Annotated in this window: 14 protein-coding genes; 6 read left to right on the top strand and 8 right to left on the bottom strand. The window is 69.5% G+C overall.

Annotated elements, in window-relative coordinates:
• Window positions 1-74: 74 nt before the first annotated feature.
• The 6 genes from Atro_RS00465 to Atro_RS00440 are packed head-to-tail and all read right to left on the bottom strand — an operon-like array spanning window position 75 to window position 4,804.
• Window positions 75-842, bottom strand: coding sequence for an ABC transporter ATP-binding protein (locus Atro_RS00465; RefSeq protein ID WP_497925944.1), 768 nt, complete (start codon window positions 840-842; stop codon window positions 75-77).
• A 54-nt stretch (window positions 843-896) separates the two neighbouring features.
• Window positions 897-1,670 (bottom strand): ABC transporter permease, encoded by a 774-nt coding sequence (locus Atro_RS00460; RefSeq protein ID WP_497925942.1) that lies wholly within the window; start codon window positions 1,668-1,670, stop codon window positions 897-899.
• A 12-nt stretch (window positions 1,671-1,682) separates the two neighbouring features.
• A complete protein-coding gene (locus Atro_RS00455) occupies window positions 1,683-2,108 on the bottom strand; it encodes an ABC transporter permease (RefSeq protein WP_497925940.1) in 426 nt (141 codons plus the stop codon).
• Window positions 2,108-2,515, bottom strand: a complete 408-nt coding sequence (locus Atro_RS00450) for an ABC transporter permease family protein (RefSeq protein WP_497925938.1) — start codon at window positions 2,513-2,515, stop codon at window positions 2,108-2,110. The genes Atro_RS00455 and Atro_RS00450 overlap by 1 nt, the downstream gene beginning before the upstream one ends.
• Window positions 2,512-3,723, bottom strand: coding sequence for an MFS transporter (locus Atro_RS00445; protein ID WP_497925936.1), 1,212 nt, complete (start codon window positions 3,721-3,723; stop codon window positions 2,512-2,514). Before Atro_RS00445 ends, Atro_RS00450 begins: the two co-directional genes overlap by 4 nt.
• A 7-nt stretch (window positions 3,724-3,730) precedes the next feature.
• On the bottom strand, window positions 3,731-4,804 hold the full coding sequence (locus Atro_RS00440; RefSeq protein WP_497925934.1) for a PhnD/SsuA/transferrin family substrate-binding protein: 1,074 nt from the start codon (window positions 4,802-4,804) through the stop codon (window positions 3,731-3,733).
• Window positions 4,805-5,456: 652 nt separating this feature from the next.
• Here Atro_RS00440 and Atro_RS00435 point away from each other — a divergent pair.
• From Atro_RS00435 to Atro_RS00425, 3 genes are all read left to right on the top strand, one after another.
• Window positions 5,457-5,981 (top strand): gluconokinase, encoded by a 525-nt coding sequence (locus Atro_RS00435; protein ID WP_497925932.1) that lies wholly within the window; start codon window positions 5,457-5,459, stop codon window positions 5,979-5,981.
• Window positions 5,982-6,063: 82 nt separating this feature from the next.
• A complete protein-coding gene (locus Atro_RS00430; protein WP_497925930.1) occupies window positions 6,064-7,416 on the top strand; it encodes a GntP family permease in 1,353 nt (450 codons plus the stop codon).
• Window positions 7,417-7,600: 184 nt separating this feature from the next.
• A complete protein-coding gene (locus Atro_RS00425) occupies window positions 7,601-8,869 on the top strand; it encodes an OprD family porin (protein ID WP_497925928.1) in 1,269 nt (422 codons plus the stop codon).
• 65 nt (window positions 8,870-8,934) lie between these two features.
• Here the strand turns inward: Atro_RS00425 and Atro_RS00420 are convergent, their stop codons facing one another.
• Together Atro_RS00420 and Atro_RS00415 are read right to left on the bottom strand one after the other, a co-directional pair.
• The gene (locus Atro_RS00420) at window positions 8,935-9,666 is read right to left on the bottom strand and encodes a sulfite exporter TauE/SafE family protein (RefSeq protein WP_497925926.1); all 732 of its coding nucleotides are present in this window, start codon (window positions 9,664-9,666) and stop codon (window positions 8,935-8,937) included.
• Window positions 9,667-9,769: 103 nt separating this feature from the next.
• Entirely contained in the window at window positions 9,770-10,846 is a 1,077-nt protein-coding gene (locus tag Atro_RS00415; RefSeq protein WP_497925924.1) for an ABC transporter substrate-binding protein, read from the bottom strand.
• Window positions 10,847-11,282: 436 nt separating this feature from the next.
• Here Atro_RS00415 and Atro_RS00410 point away from each other — a divergent pair, with 436 nt between their 5' ends.
• Genes Atro_RS00410 through Atro_RS00400 form a run of 3 tightly spaced genes read left to right on the top strand, consistent with a single transcriptional unit; the run spans window position 11,283 to window position 14,336 of the window.
• Window positions 11,283-12,644, top strand: coding sequence for an LLM class flavin-dependent oxidoreductase (locus Atro_RS00410; RefSeq protein WP_497925922.1), 1,362 nt, complete (start codon window positions 11,283-11,285; stop codon window positions 12,642-12,644).
• 60 nt (window positions 12,645-12,704) lie between these two features.
• Complete coding sequence (locus Atro_RS00405; RefSeq protein WP_497925920.1) at window positions 12,705-13,658, top strand: TauD/TfdA dioxygenase family protein; 954 nt, start codon at window positions 12,705-12,707, stop codon at window positions 13,656-13,658.
• 57 nt (window positions 13,659-13,715) lie between these two features.
• Window positions 13,716-14,336: a glutathione S-transferase C-terminal domain-containing protein gene (locus Atro_RS00400; RefSeq protein ID WP_497925919.1), complete on the top strand. Its 621-nt coding sequence runs from the start codon at window positions 13,716-13,718 to the stop codon at window positions 14,334-14,336.
• Window positions 14,337-14,373 lie beyond the last annotated feature (37 nt).

Genomic DNA, 14,373 nt, shown 5'->3' with positions numbered 1-14,373 from the left:
AAAACGTTTCGTCGTCGAATGGGCTGTCGCGACCGACCCCCGTGAAGGTGTCGGCTTGGAGGAAACCCGCGGCGTCAGGCGATGGCCTGGCGGCGGGTGAAGTCCTGCAGGATGTCGCTGCGCAGCTCGGCGAGCTGCGGATGGTCGCGGTGCCTGGGATGGGGCAGGTCGACCGGAACGATGCGCCGGATGCGTCCGGGGCGCGGCTCCATCACCACCACCCGGTCGCCGAGCAGCACCGCCTCGTCGACGTCGTGGGTGACCAGCACGGTGGTGATGCCCTCGGTCTGCCAGATGCGCGCCAGCTCGTCCTGCAGCTGGGCACGGGTCAGCGCGTCGAGGGCGCCGAAGGGTTCATCGAGGAGCAGGACCTTCGGCCGGTTGACCAGTCCGCGGGCGATCGCCACGCGCTGGCTCATGCCGCCGGAGAGCTGTGCCGGCCAGGCCCTGGCGAAGTGACGCAGGCCGACCAGCTCCAGGTGCGCATGCACCCGGGCCAGGCGCTCGGCCTTGTCCAGCGGCGAGTTGGCCAGCGCCAGCAGCACGTTGTCCTCCACCGTCAGCCAGGGATACAGGCGGTGGTCCTGGAAGACGATGCCGCGCGCCGGATCGGTGCCGCGGATCGGCACGCCATCCAGGCGCAGGCTGCCGCCGCTGGCCTCCTCGAGGCCGACCAAGAGGCGCAGCAGGGTGGATTTGCCGCAGCCGCTGCCGCCGACGATGCTGACGAACTCGCCCTGGCGGATGTCCAGGGAAATGTCGTCGAGGACGTGCAGCTCGCCTTCCTTCAAGGGAAAGCGCTTGTCCACGCCGTGCAAACTCAGAAAACCGGTCCCTCTCATCGAAAACTCCCATCACATTGAATTGCAAAACCTTTTCGTCCAGTTACGTACTGCTCAGCGCCCGCCAGTGCGCCAGGCCAGCGCGCGCGCCTCGATCCAGGCGGCCAGGCGGTTGAGGATCAGGCCGACGGCACCGACCACCAGCAGGCCGTAGATCACCTGGTCCATCTCGAAATGCTCGCGGCCGTCGATCATGGTGTTGCCGATCCCCGGCCCGGCGGAAAAGAAGTACTCGGCGCCGAGCGTGGCCAGCCAGGCGTAGATCAGCCCCAGGTGCAGGCCGGTGAAGATCGCCGGCGCGGCGGACGGCAGCACCAGCTTGAACAGCCGCTGCGCCGGGCTCAGGCCGAGCACCCGGGCCACTTCGAGCAGCTCGTGGCGGGTGGCGCGGATGCCCTCGAAACTGTTCAGCGCCACCGGGTAGAACACCGCCAGGGCGATGAAGGCCACCTTGGCCGGCTCGCCGAAGCCGAACCAGGCCGAGAGCAGCGGAATCCAGGCGAACAGGGCGATCTGCTTGAGGGCGTGGAAGGTCGGCCCGGCCAGCCGCTCGGCCAGCCGCGACAGCCCGAGCAGGCCGCCGAAGACGAGGCCCGCCAGGCTGCCGAGGGCGAAGCCCGACAGGTTGCGGCCGAGGCTGGCGGCGAGGCTCCGCCACAGCTCGCCGCTGGCTGCCGCCTGCCAGGCCGTTTCCAGCACCGCCGCGGGGCTGGCGACCAGCTTGGTATCCACCCACTCCTGCGCGGTGGCCAGCCACCAGAGCAGCAGCAGGACGCCCGGCACCACCCAGCCGCGCAGATCGGGCCGTTTGCGGGTTGCTTCGGACATGCGCGCGCTCCTTCAGAAGGCCTGGCGCTGCCAGCGCTGCAGGCGGGTTTCGATCAGCGCCAGGCCCTGGTCGAGGGCCAGGCCGACCAGCCCGACCACCAGCATGGCGACGATCACCAGATCGAGCTGGAACATCTGCCGGCCGTCGACCATCAGGTAGCCGATACCCTCGCTGGAAGCCAGCAGCTCCACCGTGACCAGGGCGATCCAGCCCTTGGTGAGGGCGAAGCGCAGCCCGGTGAAGATGCTCGGCAGCGCCGCCGGCAGGATCACCCGGCGCAGGCGCAGCAGCGCTCCGAGGCGGTACACCCGGGCCACTTCCAGGTAGCTCGGCGGGATGCTGCGGATCCCGGAGAAGGTGTTGAGGGTCAGCGGCACCAGCACCGCCTTGGCGATCACCAGGTACTTCAGCGCCTCGTCGATGCCGACCAGCATCATCAGCAGCGGAATCCAGCCAGCACCGGCACCTGACTGACCGCCTGGAACAGCGGCAGCAGATAGGCCTCGGCCTGGCGCGACAGGCCCATGGCAAGGCCGAGCAGCAGGCCGAGGGCGCCGCCGATGAGCGAGCCGATCAGCACCCGCTGTAGGCTGATCGACAGCTGGAACCACAGATCGCCGCTCGCCCACAGCTCGCCGAAGGTCTCCAGCACCCGCGACGGCGGCGGCAGGATCTGCGCCGACACCCAGTGCCATTCGACGGCGACCTGCCAGACGACCAGCAGCAGCGCCGGCAGCAGCAGCGCGGCGCTTGCGGCGCCGGTCCGGCGCAGGCCGCGGGCGAGTCCCGGCCAGGGGCGGGTCGGGAACGGATGGAGCAGATGCGAAGCCTGAATCGTGCTCATCGGGAAATCCTCCTTGCGCAGAGCGCGGGTTGCGGATGCTGCGGCGACGGCCGCAAGAGAAAACCGAGAAACAGCGGAACGAAGAGCAGGAACAGCGGCTGCAGGCCGAACCACTCGCCGAGCACGCCGCCGAGCACGCTGCCGGCGAGGCTGCCGCCCGGACCGGCCAGCACCGCCAGGCCGGCGATCCGCCCGTGGCCGAGCTGCGCGCCGTGCCGGGCATAGGCGGACAGGGTGACGACCTGCAGCATGCCCAGGCCCAGGCCGAGCAAGAGCGCCCCGCCCCACAGCAGCGGCGCCCGGCCGCTCAGGCCGAGGCTCGCCAGGGCGGCGGCGCAGAGCAGCAGGCTGGCGGCGAAGCCGGCCTGGCCGCTGCCGCCGAGCAGCCGGCCGAAGCCGAACAGCGCGACGATGTAGGCCAGCCCGTGGGCGCTGAGCAGCGCGGCGGCCTCGCCGGCCGACCAGCCGTAGTCCTGCACGGTGATGGCGACGATGAAATAGGAGAAGAACATCGCCGCCGCCTGCACACAGAACTCCAGTAGGCAGTTGTCGCGCAGCGCCGGCTGCTCGCGCAGCACCCCGAGCTGGCGGCCCAGCGCGGCCAGGCTCAGCGGCTCGGCACCCTGCCGGCGGCTCGGATAGATGTGCAGCACCCGCGGCGCCAGCAGCGCCGGGAGGGCGAACAGCAGGCCGATCGGCAGCCAGCTGCCGCCCGCCCCCAGCCAGCCGGCGAACAGCGCCGCCAAAGGCGGCGCGAGCAGCAGCATGCCGATCATCTGCGAGCCGCGGAACCAGCCGGCACGCGCCTCGCCGACCTGGGCCAGCTGCTGCATGAACACCGCATTGAGCGAGACCAGCCGGCACGGCATGCACAGCCCGATCGCCAGGGTCGGCAGCAGCAGGAGCAGCGGCTGGCCGACCAGCGGCAGGAGCTGGAACAGGCCACCGGCGGCCAGGCTGCCGAACAGGTACAGGCGCAGCGGGCCGAACTGCTCGACCAGCATCCCGCACGGCAGGCTGGCGAGCAGCAGGCCAGCGGTCTGCGCCCCGGCCACCAGGCCCAGCTCCAGCGGCGAGGCCTCCAGGCTGAGGGCGTAGAGCGCGAAGTTCACCTTGGCCAGGCCGACGCCGATACCCGACAGGCTGGCCAGCAGGATGAAGGCTGCCAGGGTGCGCGTGTCGGCCAGGCCGGGAGCGGTCGGGGTCATGCGCGTCTCACCGGGCCTGCGGGCGGTTGTCGGCATCGTAGGCCGGCCACAGCGCCTGCAGGCCGAGCCGGTCGATGGCCGCGTTCACGTATTTCGGCTCGACCCAGCCGCCGACGTCGACATCGCCGCGCAGCAGGCCCAGCTCGCGGGACTCGCGCACCGTGGCGCGGTAGCGGTCGACGAAGAATTCGTCGAGGCGCGGCGAGTAGCGGCGTTTCAGGGTCAGGTCGCCCTGCTCGGCACGCAGCGAGTCGACCGGGGTGCCGGACTTGGCCCACAGCTCGAACGCCGCGTTATCGTTCTCCGGCGCCGATACCCAGGCGGCAGTCTTCACCAGGCCGTCGACCACCTTCTGGACGAGCTGCGGATGCTGCCGCTCGAAGTCGCCGTCCACCAGCACGTGGGTCTGGCGGGTCAGACGGGCGTCCACCGCGCGGGTGTCGTAGATGATCCGGCCGACGCCGTTCTTCTGCAGCTCGAAAGCGGTGGACGACAGCCAGGCGCCGTCGATGTCCCTGGAGGCCAGCGCCGCCGCGGCGGTGGGGAAGTCCATGTTGAGGGTGCGGAAGTCGCGGTCGCTCAGGCCTGCGCGCTTGAGGGTACGCGCGGTGGCCAGCTGCAGGTTGGTGCCCTTGAACTGCGCCACCTTCTTGCCCTTGAGATCTTCCAGGGTCTTGGCCGGCGAGTCGGCCGGCACCACCAGGTAGTTGGAGGCGAGCAGGCCGTCGGCGGCGATCAATCTGGTATTGAGGCCGCCGGCCTTGGCGATCACCGCCGGCAGGTCGCCCTGCCAGGCGAAGTCCAGCTGCTTGTTGGCCAGCGCCTCGTTGACCGCGGGACCGGCGCCCTTGAAGTAGGTCCATTCGACCTTGATGCCGTCGGCCTCCAGTTCCTTCTCGATGGCCTGGCGCTGGTGGGCCAGGCTGGTGACGCTGGAGGAGGCGAAGGGAATGCCGCCCTTGCCGACAGTGGCCAGGCCGAAGCGGATCACCTGCGGTTTGTCCGCAGCGCCGGCCGGGGCGATGCCCAGCCAGGTGCCAGCGAGCGCGGCGATGAGGGGAAGGAACAGCGTGCGTTTCATGGGTTGGCTTCCTGTGCCCGGATGCCGGGCTGCCCCGTGCAGCCCTGGCGGGTGAAGGCCGGTACTGCAGGGGTTATGCCAACTACTTCTTGTTTTTCAGAAAAAACATGCGAAAAGAGCATAAAGAGCCCTGGCTCGGGCCTTGCCGCGCCCTCGCCTGCCCTGCCGGAGCGATTCGCCGGCGACTTCCACCCGCGGCCTGCGCCATCGCTACTGCGGGAATTCCGGCAGAAGGTGCCGCGCACTGCGGGAAATGCCACAGCGGGCGGCCATGAAAAAGCCCAAGGCCGGCCTGCCCTGGTCTGCCGGGCAGCGTTGGATCGGAAACGGGTTTATGCTCTTTGGCGGATAATCGCCCCTAAAACCCGACAAGATCTCTTGAATTCGCTCCGACTCGCTTGAGCATCACCTGCAAACCGGCGCCTTGCCACGTGGGCTGGCGGGCTACTTGTCAAACAAAAAGCCTGCCCATAAGATAGCGCTGTCTTTATGGCCAACGCAGCATTCATATGCTTTTATGACTGCACGCCATCGCCTACAGGCAGCCATAATTGGGGCATACCCATGTTAACGACAACAAATCAGTAACGTTATTAGCTTCTGATTTTCCTGATCAGGTAAAGATAGCGCTGTCTGAATACTGAGGTGCCTTATGCTTCCACCCATCCATGCTCTGGTCATCATGGGCGTCGCCGGCTGCGGCAAGTCCAGCGTCGGCCAGGCGATCTGCGCGCTCAACGGCGCCACGCCCATCGAGGGCGATGCCTTCCACCCCGCGGAAAACATCCGCAAGATGAGCGCCGGCATTCCGCTGACCGACGCGGACCGCAGCGGCTGGCTCGGCATCCTCTGCGACGAGCTGCACCGCGCCATCGCCGCCGGCCAGCGCCCGGTACTCTCCTGCTCGGCGCTCAAGCGCAGCTACCGCGAGCGCCTGCGCAGCGCCGTGCCGGGGCTCGGCTTCGTGTTCCTCGAACTGAGCCCCGCCGTCGCCGCCCGTCGCGTCGCCGAGCGCCCCGGCCACTTCATGCCGGCGAGCATGATCGACAGCCAGTTCGCCGCCCTCGAACCGCCCGTGGACGAACCCCTGACCCTGGTCCTGGATGCCTCGCGCCAGGCTATTCCGCAACTGGCCGCCGCGGCCGAGCAGTGGTGGCGCCAGCATGCGCCAGACTGACTGAACGACTTTTTATTTAACCTCCAAAGATAGCGCTGTCTCAGACTGCTCCCCCAAAAACAACGACAATAGGAGAATTCCCATGCTGGGCCTGTCCCACAACACCCTGCTGCTGCTCGATGCGCTGGTCGCCATCGTCGGTCTGATCGTCCTGATCACCCGCTTCAAGCTGCATCCCTTCCTCGCCCTGATCATTTCCGCCCTGTTCCTCGGCCTGACCTCGGGCATGCCGGTGGACAAGGTCATCAAGTCCTTCCAGGAAGGCTTCGGTGGCGTCCTCGGCTTCGTCGGCATCATCCTCGCCCTGGGCACCATGCTCGGCAAGATGATGGCCGAGTCCGGCGGCGCCGATCAGATCGCCCGCACCCTGATCCAGGCCTTCGGCAAGGAACGCGTGCAGTGGGCGATGATGTTCGCCGCCTTCCTGGTCGGCATTCCGCTGTTCTTCGAGATCGGTTTCGTCCTGCTGATCCCGCTGGTGTTCATCGTCGCCCGGCGCACCGGGGTCTCGCTGATCAAGATCGGCATCCCCCTGCTCGCCGGCCTCTCGGTGGTCCACGGCCTGGTGCCGCCGCACCCCGGCCCGCTGCTGGCCATCGGCGTGTTCGGCGCGGACATCGGCAAGACCATCCTCTACGGCCTGATCGTCGCCCTGCCGACCGGCATCATCGCCGGCCCGCTGTTCGCCTCCTTCATCGCCCGCCACGTGCCCGGCACCCCCTCGCCCGAGCTGATGGAGCAGCTCGCCCACGAGACCGAGGCCAGCAACCTGCCGAGCTTTTCCGTGACCCTGGTCACCGTGCTGCTGCCGGTGTTCCTGATGCTGCTGAAGACCTTCGCCGACGTGGCCCTGCCCGAAGGGCACCTGGTCCGCGCCTGGATGGACCTGATCGGCCACCCGATCAGCGCCCTGCTGCTGGCCCTGCTGCTGTCGCTGTACACCTTCGGCTACGCCCGCGGCTTCGCGCCCAAGCGGGTGTTCAAGCTGCTTGAGGAAAGCCTGGCGCCGACCGCAGCCATCGTCATGATCATCGGCGCCGGCGGCGGCTTCAAACAGATGCTGGTGGCAAGCGGGGTGGGCAACGTGATCGGCCAGATGGCGGTGAGCGCGCAGGTCTCGCCGATCCTGCTGGCCTGGCTGGTCGCCGCGCTGATCCGCATCGCCACCGGCTCGGCCACGGTCGCCACCATCACCGGCGCCGGCATCGTGGTGCCGGTGATCGAGATGATGCCGGGGGTCAACCGGGAGCTGCTGGTGCTCGCCACCGGTGCCGGCTCGCTGATCCTCTCCCACGTCAACGACGCCGGCTTCTGGATGGTCAAGCAGTACTTCAACATGACCGTCAGCGAAACCTTCAAGACCTGGACCGCGATGGAGACCCTGCTCTCCGTGGTCGGCCTGGTGTTCATCCTGCTGCTCTCGCTGGTGGTTTGATCGAGCCCGGAGGCGCTCCCGGCCCGCGCGACGAGCCGGGAGCGCCGCCAGCCCCGGACAACTTCCTCCCAATCGGCTCCTCCCGGCCGTCCGGTGCCGGCAGCGACCGATAAGCCCTCCTTTTCAGCCCATAGCGGCGGCAGCGGATGCCGCCCGATCTTCATCGCTTGCCAGGACAACAATAATGAAAAACAGCCATGAACCTTCCCTGCTGGATCGCTCCCGCACGCTCGCTTTGCCTCTGCTGTTGGCAGGCGTCCTGCCCGGTGCCCAGGCCGAGTTCCTCGACGACGCCAAGGGCACCCTGACCCTGCGCAACTTCTACATCCACCGCAACTTCGTCGACGACAGCGCCACCCGCAGCAAGGCCGAGGAATGGACCCAGAGCTTCATCCTCGACCTGCAGTCCGGCTACACCGAAGGCCCCGTCGGCTTCGGCATCGACGTCCTCGGCCTCTGGTCGGTCAAGCTCGACGGCGGCAAGGGCACCGGCGGCACCCAGCTCTTGCCCGTCGGCAAGGACGGCGACCCGGCCGACCAGTTCGGCCGCCTGGCAGTGGCCGGCAAGCTGCGCTTCTCCAAGACCGAGGTGAAGGCCGGCGAATGGTCGCCGGCACTACCGATCCTGCGCTCCGACGACGGCCGCTCGCTGCCGCAGACCTTTCAGGGCGGCATGCTCACCTCGAAGGAGATCAAGAACCTGACGGTCTACGGCGGGCGCTTTCGCGGCAACAGCCCGCGCGACGACAGCAGCCTCAACGACATGAGCTGGGTCGGCAACGCCACGGTCACCTCCGACCGCTTCAGCTTCGCCGGCGCCGAATACGCCTTCAACGACAACCGCACCACCGTCGGCGCCTGGTTCGGCCAGCTGGAGGACATCTACAAGCAGCGCTACTTCCAGCTCGTGCATACCCAGCCGCTGGGCAAGGACTGGAGCCTCGGCGCCAATATCGGCTACTTCGACGGCGAGGAGGACGGCAGCGCCCAGGCCGGCAAGCTGGACAACACGCTGCTCTCCGGGCTGTTCTCGCTCAAGCACGGCGCGCACGTCTTCTACCTGGGCCTGCAGCGGGTCAGCGGCGACGACCGCTGGCTGCGGGTCAACGGCACCAGCGGCGGCACGGCGGCCAACGACAGCTACAACGGCAGCTTCGACAACGCCCGCGAACGCTCCTGGCAGGCGCGCTACGACTACGACTTCGCCACCCTGGGCATGCCCGGCCTGACCCTGATGACCCGCTACATCAAGGGCACCAACGTGCATGCCGGCACGGTCGACGACGGCGAGGAATGGAACCGCGAGACCCAGCTGAGCTACGTGGTGCAGAGCGGCCCGGCGAAGAACCTGACCCTGCGCTGGCGGAACTCGACGGTGCGCCGCGACTGGGGGGCGAACAACAAGTTCGACGACAACCGGCTGATCGTCCAGTACCCGCTGTCGCTGTTCTGAACCCTTTGCAAGGCCTGTCGCGCTTCACAGCCTCGATAGCCGGCATGACGCACGCGAGCGCTCGACTAGAGGCTGGACAGGCTGAGCACCAGACCCGAGACGAGCAGCAGCCAGAGGACGAGGTAGCGGAACTGCCAGTCGCTCATCCGCCGGAACAGGCGCGTGCCCAGCCAGGAGCCGAGCACGGTGGCCGGCAGGCAGAGCGCGGCCAGTTCCCAGACCTCCCCGGTCAGCAGGCCCTGGCCGGCGTACAGGCCCAGCACCACGCAGAGAATGCCCAGGTTGTAGGGTTGGTAGACGCCGCGCTGGATGTCCGCGCTCCAGCCGCGCAGGCCGCACCAGAGGGTCGGCAACGGGCCCGACAGCCCGGCGATCCCGCCGAGCGCGCCGCCGCCCGCGCCGACCAGCCCGTCGGCCAGGCGCCCGCCCCACGCGGGGACGCTCGGCAGACGGCGCAGGCCGAGCATCAGGCCGGTGTAGCCGACCAGCAGGACGCCGAGCAGCAGCTTGAAGGTCTCGACGTCCAGGACGCGCAAGGCGCCTACGCCCAGCGGCACGCCGGCCAGACCGCCGACGAGAAAGGGCCAGGCCCGCTGCCAGACGACGGCGCGGCGCAGGCTGAACAGCGACTGCAGCTGCCCGACCACCGAGCAGATCACCACCAGGGCGGCGGCGACCACCGGTTCCACGGCATGCAGCCAGAAGCCGAGGGCGGTCAGGCCGGTACCGAACCCGGCCAGGCCGGTGACGAAACCGCCGCTCAGGGCGCCGGCCAGGATGATCGCTTCTGTCTGCACGCGTGCCTTCTCCATCGGGATCCTCACCGCCGCCTCCAGCGGGGCGGCAGCCCGAGCGGATGCAAACAGCCGGCCAGAGGGAATGCAAGCGCCGGAGCGGGACTCAGCGGACGACGGGACGGTTGTCGGCGTCGTAGGGAGTCCACAGCTTCTGCAGGCCGAGCTGCTCGATGGCGGCCTGGACGTACTTCGGCTCGATCCAGCGGGCCACGTCGACATCGCCGCGGATCAGGCCGAGCTCTTTGGATTCCCGCACCGTGGTGCGGTAGCGCTCGACGAAGAAGTCGTCCAGCAGCGGCGAATAGCGGCGCTGGAACGACTGGCCCTCCTGCTCGGCGCGCAGCGCCTCGATCGGCGTGCCGGACTTGGCCCAGAGCGAAAGCACCGTTTCCCGGTTGGCCGGCTCCGAGGTCCAGGCCGCGGTCCTGACCAGCGCGGTCACCACCTTCTGCACCAGCTCGGGATGCTCGCGCTCGAACTCGCCGCGCACCAGCACATGGCCCTGGCGGGTCAGCCGCGGATCGACGGCGCGGGTGTCGTAGAGGATCCGGCCGACGCCGGAAGCCTGCAGATCGAAGGCCCGCGCGTCGAACCAGGCGCCGTCGATGTCCTTCGAGGTCAGCGCGGCGGCCATGGTGGCGAAATCCATGTTGAGGGTGCGGAAGTCGCGCTCGCCGAGGCCCTGCTGCTTCAGGGCGCGCAGGATCGCCAAGTGCAGGTTGGTGCCCTTGAAGAGCGCCACGCGCTTGCCCTTGAGGTCGGCGAGGCGCCTGGCCGGGGAGTCGGCCGGCACCACCAGGTAGGTGGAGGTGAGCAGGTTGTCGGCGGTGATCAGCCGGGTGTCCAGGCCGCCGGCCTTGGCGACCACCGCCGGCAGGTCGCCCTGCACGGCGAAATCCAGCTGCTTGTTGGCCAGCGCCTCGTTGACCGCCGGTCCCGCGCCCTTGAAGTAGTGCCACTCGACTTTCACGTCGCCACCCAGTTCCTCCTGCAGCGCCTTGCGCTGGTCGGCCAGTCCGGCCACCCCGCCGTTGGAAAAGGGCACGCCGCCCTTGCCGACCTGGGCGACGCCGAAGCGGATGGTCAGGGGCTCGGCGGCGCTGAGCGGAAGCGGCGCCAGCAGCAGAGCCGTGCTCAGCAGTCCGGGCAGCAGGGAAGCCAGCAGGTTGGTCTTCTTCATCGCGGATGTCCTTATTCGGCTCGAGGGGCTTGGCGGCGTGCGGGGCAACCGCCCGACAGCCACGGAGCAAGCGCTGTGCCGAAGCGGACGAAGCTCCGGCTGCGTCATGGCCGGGCGAGGAGCGCTTCCCGCCGCTGGCGCGGCGCCGCCGGCCGGTTCTCCCCGGCGAACGGCCAGAATTCGCGGCATCCTCGAGCGCGGCAACTGTTGCATACGGCGCAGCCGCCGCGGCCAACTGTTGAAAATCTCCCAGCGCGCGCCCGCCGTTTCTGCCGCAGCGGACGCCGGGAATCCCGGCGGTCCCCTGCAGCCCTGATCCGGCGCGGCCTCCAGCGGCAGGGCGAAGTGCTGGCATGCATTCTGCCTTGGAGGTCTTCACCGACCTTCCGGCCAATCCGGAAGCCTTCTTCACGACTCCCTGCCGAGGAAACGCGCCATGAGCAAACGCCAGCTTGCGCTGAATGCCTTCATCCTGCCGACCGGCCATCACATCGCCGCCTGGCGGCGTGCGGACGTGCCGGAGCACGCCAACCACGACTTCGGCGAATACGTCCGCGTGGCCCGCCTGGCCGAGGCGGCCAAGTTCGATGCGCTGTTCGTCTCCGACTCGGTGGCGGTGAACGCGGGCAATGGCGGCAGCGGCCTGGAGGAACTGGCGCTGACCGCCCGCGGCACCCGCCTGGAACCCTTCACCCTGCTCTCGGCGCTGGCCGCGGTGACCGAGCGGATCGGCCTGATCGCCACCGTCAGCACCACCTACAACGAGCCCTACCACCTGGCGCGCAAGTTCGCCTCGCTGGACTGGATCTCCAGGGGACGCGCCGGCTGGAACCTGGTGACCTCCTCGGCGCCGGCCGAAGCGCTGAACTTCGACCAGAGCGAGCTGCCCGACCACGGCGAGCGCTACCGGCGCGCCGCGGAGTTCCTCGACGTGGCGCAGGGCCTGTGGGACAGCTGGGAGGACGACGCCTTCGTCCGCGACAAGGCCGGCGGCCAGTTCTTCGATCCGGCCAAACTGCACGTGCTGAACCATGAGGGCGAGCATTACCGGGTGCGCGGCCCGCTGAACGTGGCGCGCCCGCCGCAGGGCTATCCGGTGCTGGTGCAGGCCGGCTCCTCCGAGCCGGGCCGGGAAATCGCCGCGCGCAGCGCCGAGGCGATCTTCACCGCGCACCAGAGCCTGGAAAGCGCCCAGGCCTTCTACGCCGACGTGAAAGGGCGCCTGGCCAAGTACGGCCGCGCGCCCGAGGAACTGAAGATCCTCCCGGGGATCTTCCCGGTGGTCGGCCGCACTGAAGAGGAGGCGCAGGCCAAGTACCGCGAGCTGCAGGAGCTGACCGACCCGCGGGTCGGCGTCAACCTGCTCAGCGCGCTGATCGGCAGCGACCTGTCCGGCTTCGATGTCGACGGCCCGCTGCCCGAGCTGGCCGCCACCAACCAGAACAAGAGCCGCCAGGCCCTGCTGCTCGAACTGGCGCACCGCGAGAACCTGACCATCCGCGAACTCTACCTGCGCATCGCCGGCGCCCGCGGCCACTGGACGGTGGTGGGCACCCCGGTGCAGATCGCCGACCAGATCCAGAGCTGGTTCGAGCAGGGTGCGGCCGACGGCTTCAACGTGCTGGCCCCCTGGCTGCCCGGCGGGCTGGAGGAGTTCATCGAGCTGGTGGTGCCGGAACTGCGCCGCCGCGGGCTGTTCCGCGAGGAGTACAGCGGCACCACCCTGCGCGAACACCTGGGCCTGGCCCGTCCGCAGAACCGTCATGCCGCCGAGCGCGACCGGCGCGCAGCGAGCTGACCCCCGTCCCGGCGGGCCACTGCGGCCCGCCCCAGCGTTTCATCCGCACAAGGAGTTGCCATGCCGTCCCCCGCCCGCCTGCAGCAGGCCGTGCCTCGAGCCGAGGCGCTCGTCATCACCCCGCTGTCCCTGCACATCGGCGCCCAGATCGACGGGATCGACCTGTCGCGCCCGTTACCCTCCGCCCAGCGCGAGGCCATCCGCGCCGCCCTGCTGCGCTGGAAGGTACTGTTCTTCCACGACCAGCACCTCGACCATGCCCAGCAGGTGGCGCTCGGCCGGCAGTTCGGCGAGCTGACCGTCGGCCACCCGGTGTTCGGCCATGTCGAGGGCCACCCGGAGATCTATTCGGTCGGCCGCGACCGTTTCAAGGCGCGCTTCACCGACGAGCGCCTGGTGCGCCCGTGGAGCGGCTGGCACACCGACGTGAGCGCGGCGGTCAACCCGCCGGCGGCGGCGATCCTGCGCGGTGTGGACATCCCGCCCTATGGCGGCGACACCCAGTGGACCGACCTGGTGGCCGCCTACAACGGCCTGTCGCCGACCCTGCGGGCCTTCGTCGACGGCCTGCGCGGCGAGCACCGCTTCACCCCGCCGGAGGGCGCCGAGGCGCGGCAGGGCTTCAGCGAGCCGCTGGCGTCCCGGCCGCTGGTCAGCGAGCACCCGCTGGTGCGGGTGCATCCGGAGACCGGCGAGAAGGCGCTGTTCGTCAGCCCGAGCTTCCTCAAGCGCATCGTCGGCCTCAGCCCGCGCGAGAGCGAGCAGCTGCTGGAACTGCTCTTCGAGCAGGCGATCCGCCCCGAATACACCGTGCGCTTCAAGTGGCGGCCCGGCTCGCTGGCCTTCTGGGACAACCGGGTCACCGCCCACCAGCCGCCGACGGACATCCACGCCACCGACCTGCCCCGCCAGCTGTACCGCATCACCCTGGTCGGCGACGTCCCCGTCGGCCCGGACGGCCGCCCCTCCCGCGCCATCGCCGGCGAGCCGGTGCTGGCCTGGTCGGCTACCTGAGTTCTTCCACCCACCGGGGGCACGGACCTGCTGTCGCCCCCGCCCACGAGGTATCGCATGACTGTCCTGTACATCGCCCCCGGCGCCTGCTCCCTGGCCGCCCACAGCCTGGTCCACGAACTCGACCTGCCGATCCGCATCGAGTCGGTGGCCCTGCGCACCCCCGACTCGCCGATCCACGCCGTCAACCCGCTGGGCCGGGTGCCGGCGCTGCAACTGGACGACGGCAGCGTGCTCACCGAGAACAGCGCGCTACTGCCCTACCTGGCCGACCTGCGGCCGGAAGCCGAGCTGTTCGCCCCGGCCGGAAGCCGGGAGCGCGCGCGGATCCAGAGCTGGATCGGCTACCTGACCTCGGAGGTGCATGTCGGCGGCTTCCGCCCGCTGAACCGTCCGGAGCGCTACTCGGCCGACGAAGGCGCCCATCCGGGCATCCGCGCCCAGGCCGCCGAACAGCTGCACCAGGCGCTGGCGCACATCGAGCGCCACCTGAACGGGCGGCAGTGGCTGGTGGGCGAGCGCTACACCATCGCCGACGCCTATCTCGGGGTGTTCGCCGGCTGGCTGCCACGCCTCGGCGAGCGCTTCGCCGACCTCGCGCAGATCGCCCGCGTCGGCGCAGCCTTCCGCGCCCGCCCGGCGGTCCGCCAGGCGCTGGCCGCCGAAGGATTGCTGTAGGTCCGGCGCCCGCCGATCCGCGGCGGGCCGCCACATG

The sequence above is a fragment of the Azotobacter tropicalis genome, assembly GCF_059739045.1.
Note: the sequence above shows the minus strand (reverse complement) of the source record. Positions and strands in the feature narration are given on the sequence as shown.

Coding starts and splice junctions, on each gene's coding strand:
- Atro_RS00465 (WP_497925944.1), bottom strand. CDS start 842: ATGAGAGGGACCGGTTTTCTGAGTTTGCACGGCGTGGACAAGCGCTTT.
- Atro_RS00460 (WP_497925942.1), bottom strand. CDS start 1,670: ATGTCCGAAGCAACCCGCAAACGGCCCGATCTGCGCGGCTGGGTGGTG.
- Atro_RS00455 (WP_497925940.1), bottom strand. CDS start 2,108: ATGATGCTGGTCGGCATCGACGAGGCGCTGAAGTACCTGGTGATCGCC.
- Atro_RS00450 (WP_497925938.1), bottom strand. CDS start 2,515: ATGAGCACGATTCAGGCTTCGCATCTGCTCCATCCGTTCCCGACCCGC.
- Atro_RS00445 (WP_497925936.1), bottom strand. CDS start 3,723: ATGACCCCGACCGCTCCCGGCCTGGCCGACACGCGCACCCTGGCAGCC.
- Atro_RS00440 (WP_497925934.1), bottom strand. CDS start 4,804: ATGAAACGCACGCTGTTCCTTCCCCTCATCGCCGCGCTCGCTGGCACC.
- Atro_RS00435 (WP_497925932.1), top strand. CDS start 5,457: ATGCTTCCACCCATCCATGCTCTGGTCATCATGGGCGTCGCCGGCTGC.
- Atro_RS00430 (WP_497925930.1), top strand. CDS start 6,064: ATGCTGGGCCTGTCCCACAACACCCTGCTGCTGCTCGATGCGCTGGTC.
- Atro_RS00425 (WP_497925928.1), top strand. CDS start 7,601: ATGAAAAACAGCCATGAACCTTCCCTGCTGGATCGCTCCCGCACGCTC.
- Atro_RS00415 (WP_497925924.1), bottom strand. CDS start 10,846: ATGAAGAAGACCAACCTGCTGGCTTCCCTGCTGCCCGGACTGCTGAGC.
- Atro_RS00410 (WP_497925922.1), top strand. CDS start 11,283: ATGAGCAAACGCCAGCTTGCGCTGAATGCCTTCATCCTGCCGACCGGC.
- Atro_RS00405 (WP_497925920.1), top strand. CDS start 12,705: ATGCCGTCCCCCGCCCGCCTGCAGCAGGCCGTGCCTCGAGCCGAGGCG.
- Atro_RS00400 (WP_497925919.1), top strand. CDS start 13,716: ATGACTGTCCTGTACATCGCCCCCGGCGCCTGCTCCCTGGCCGCCCAC.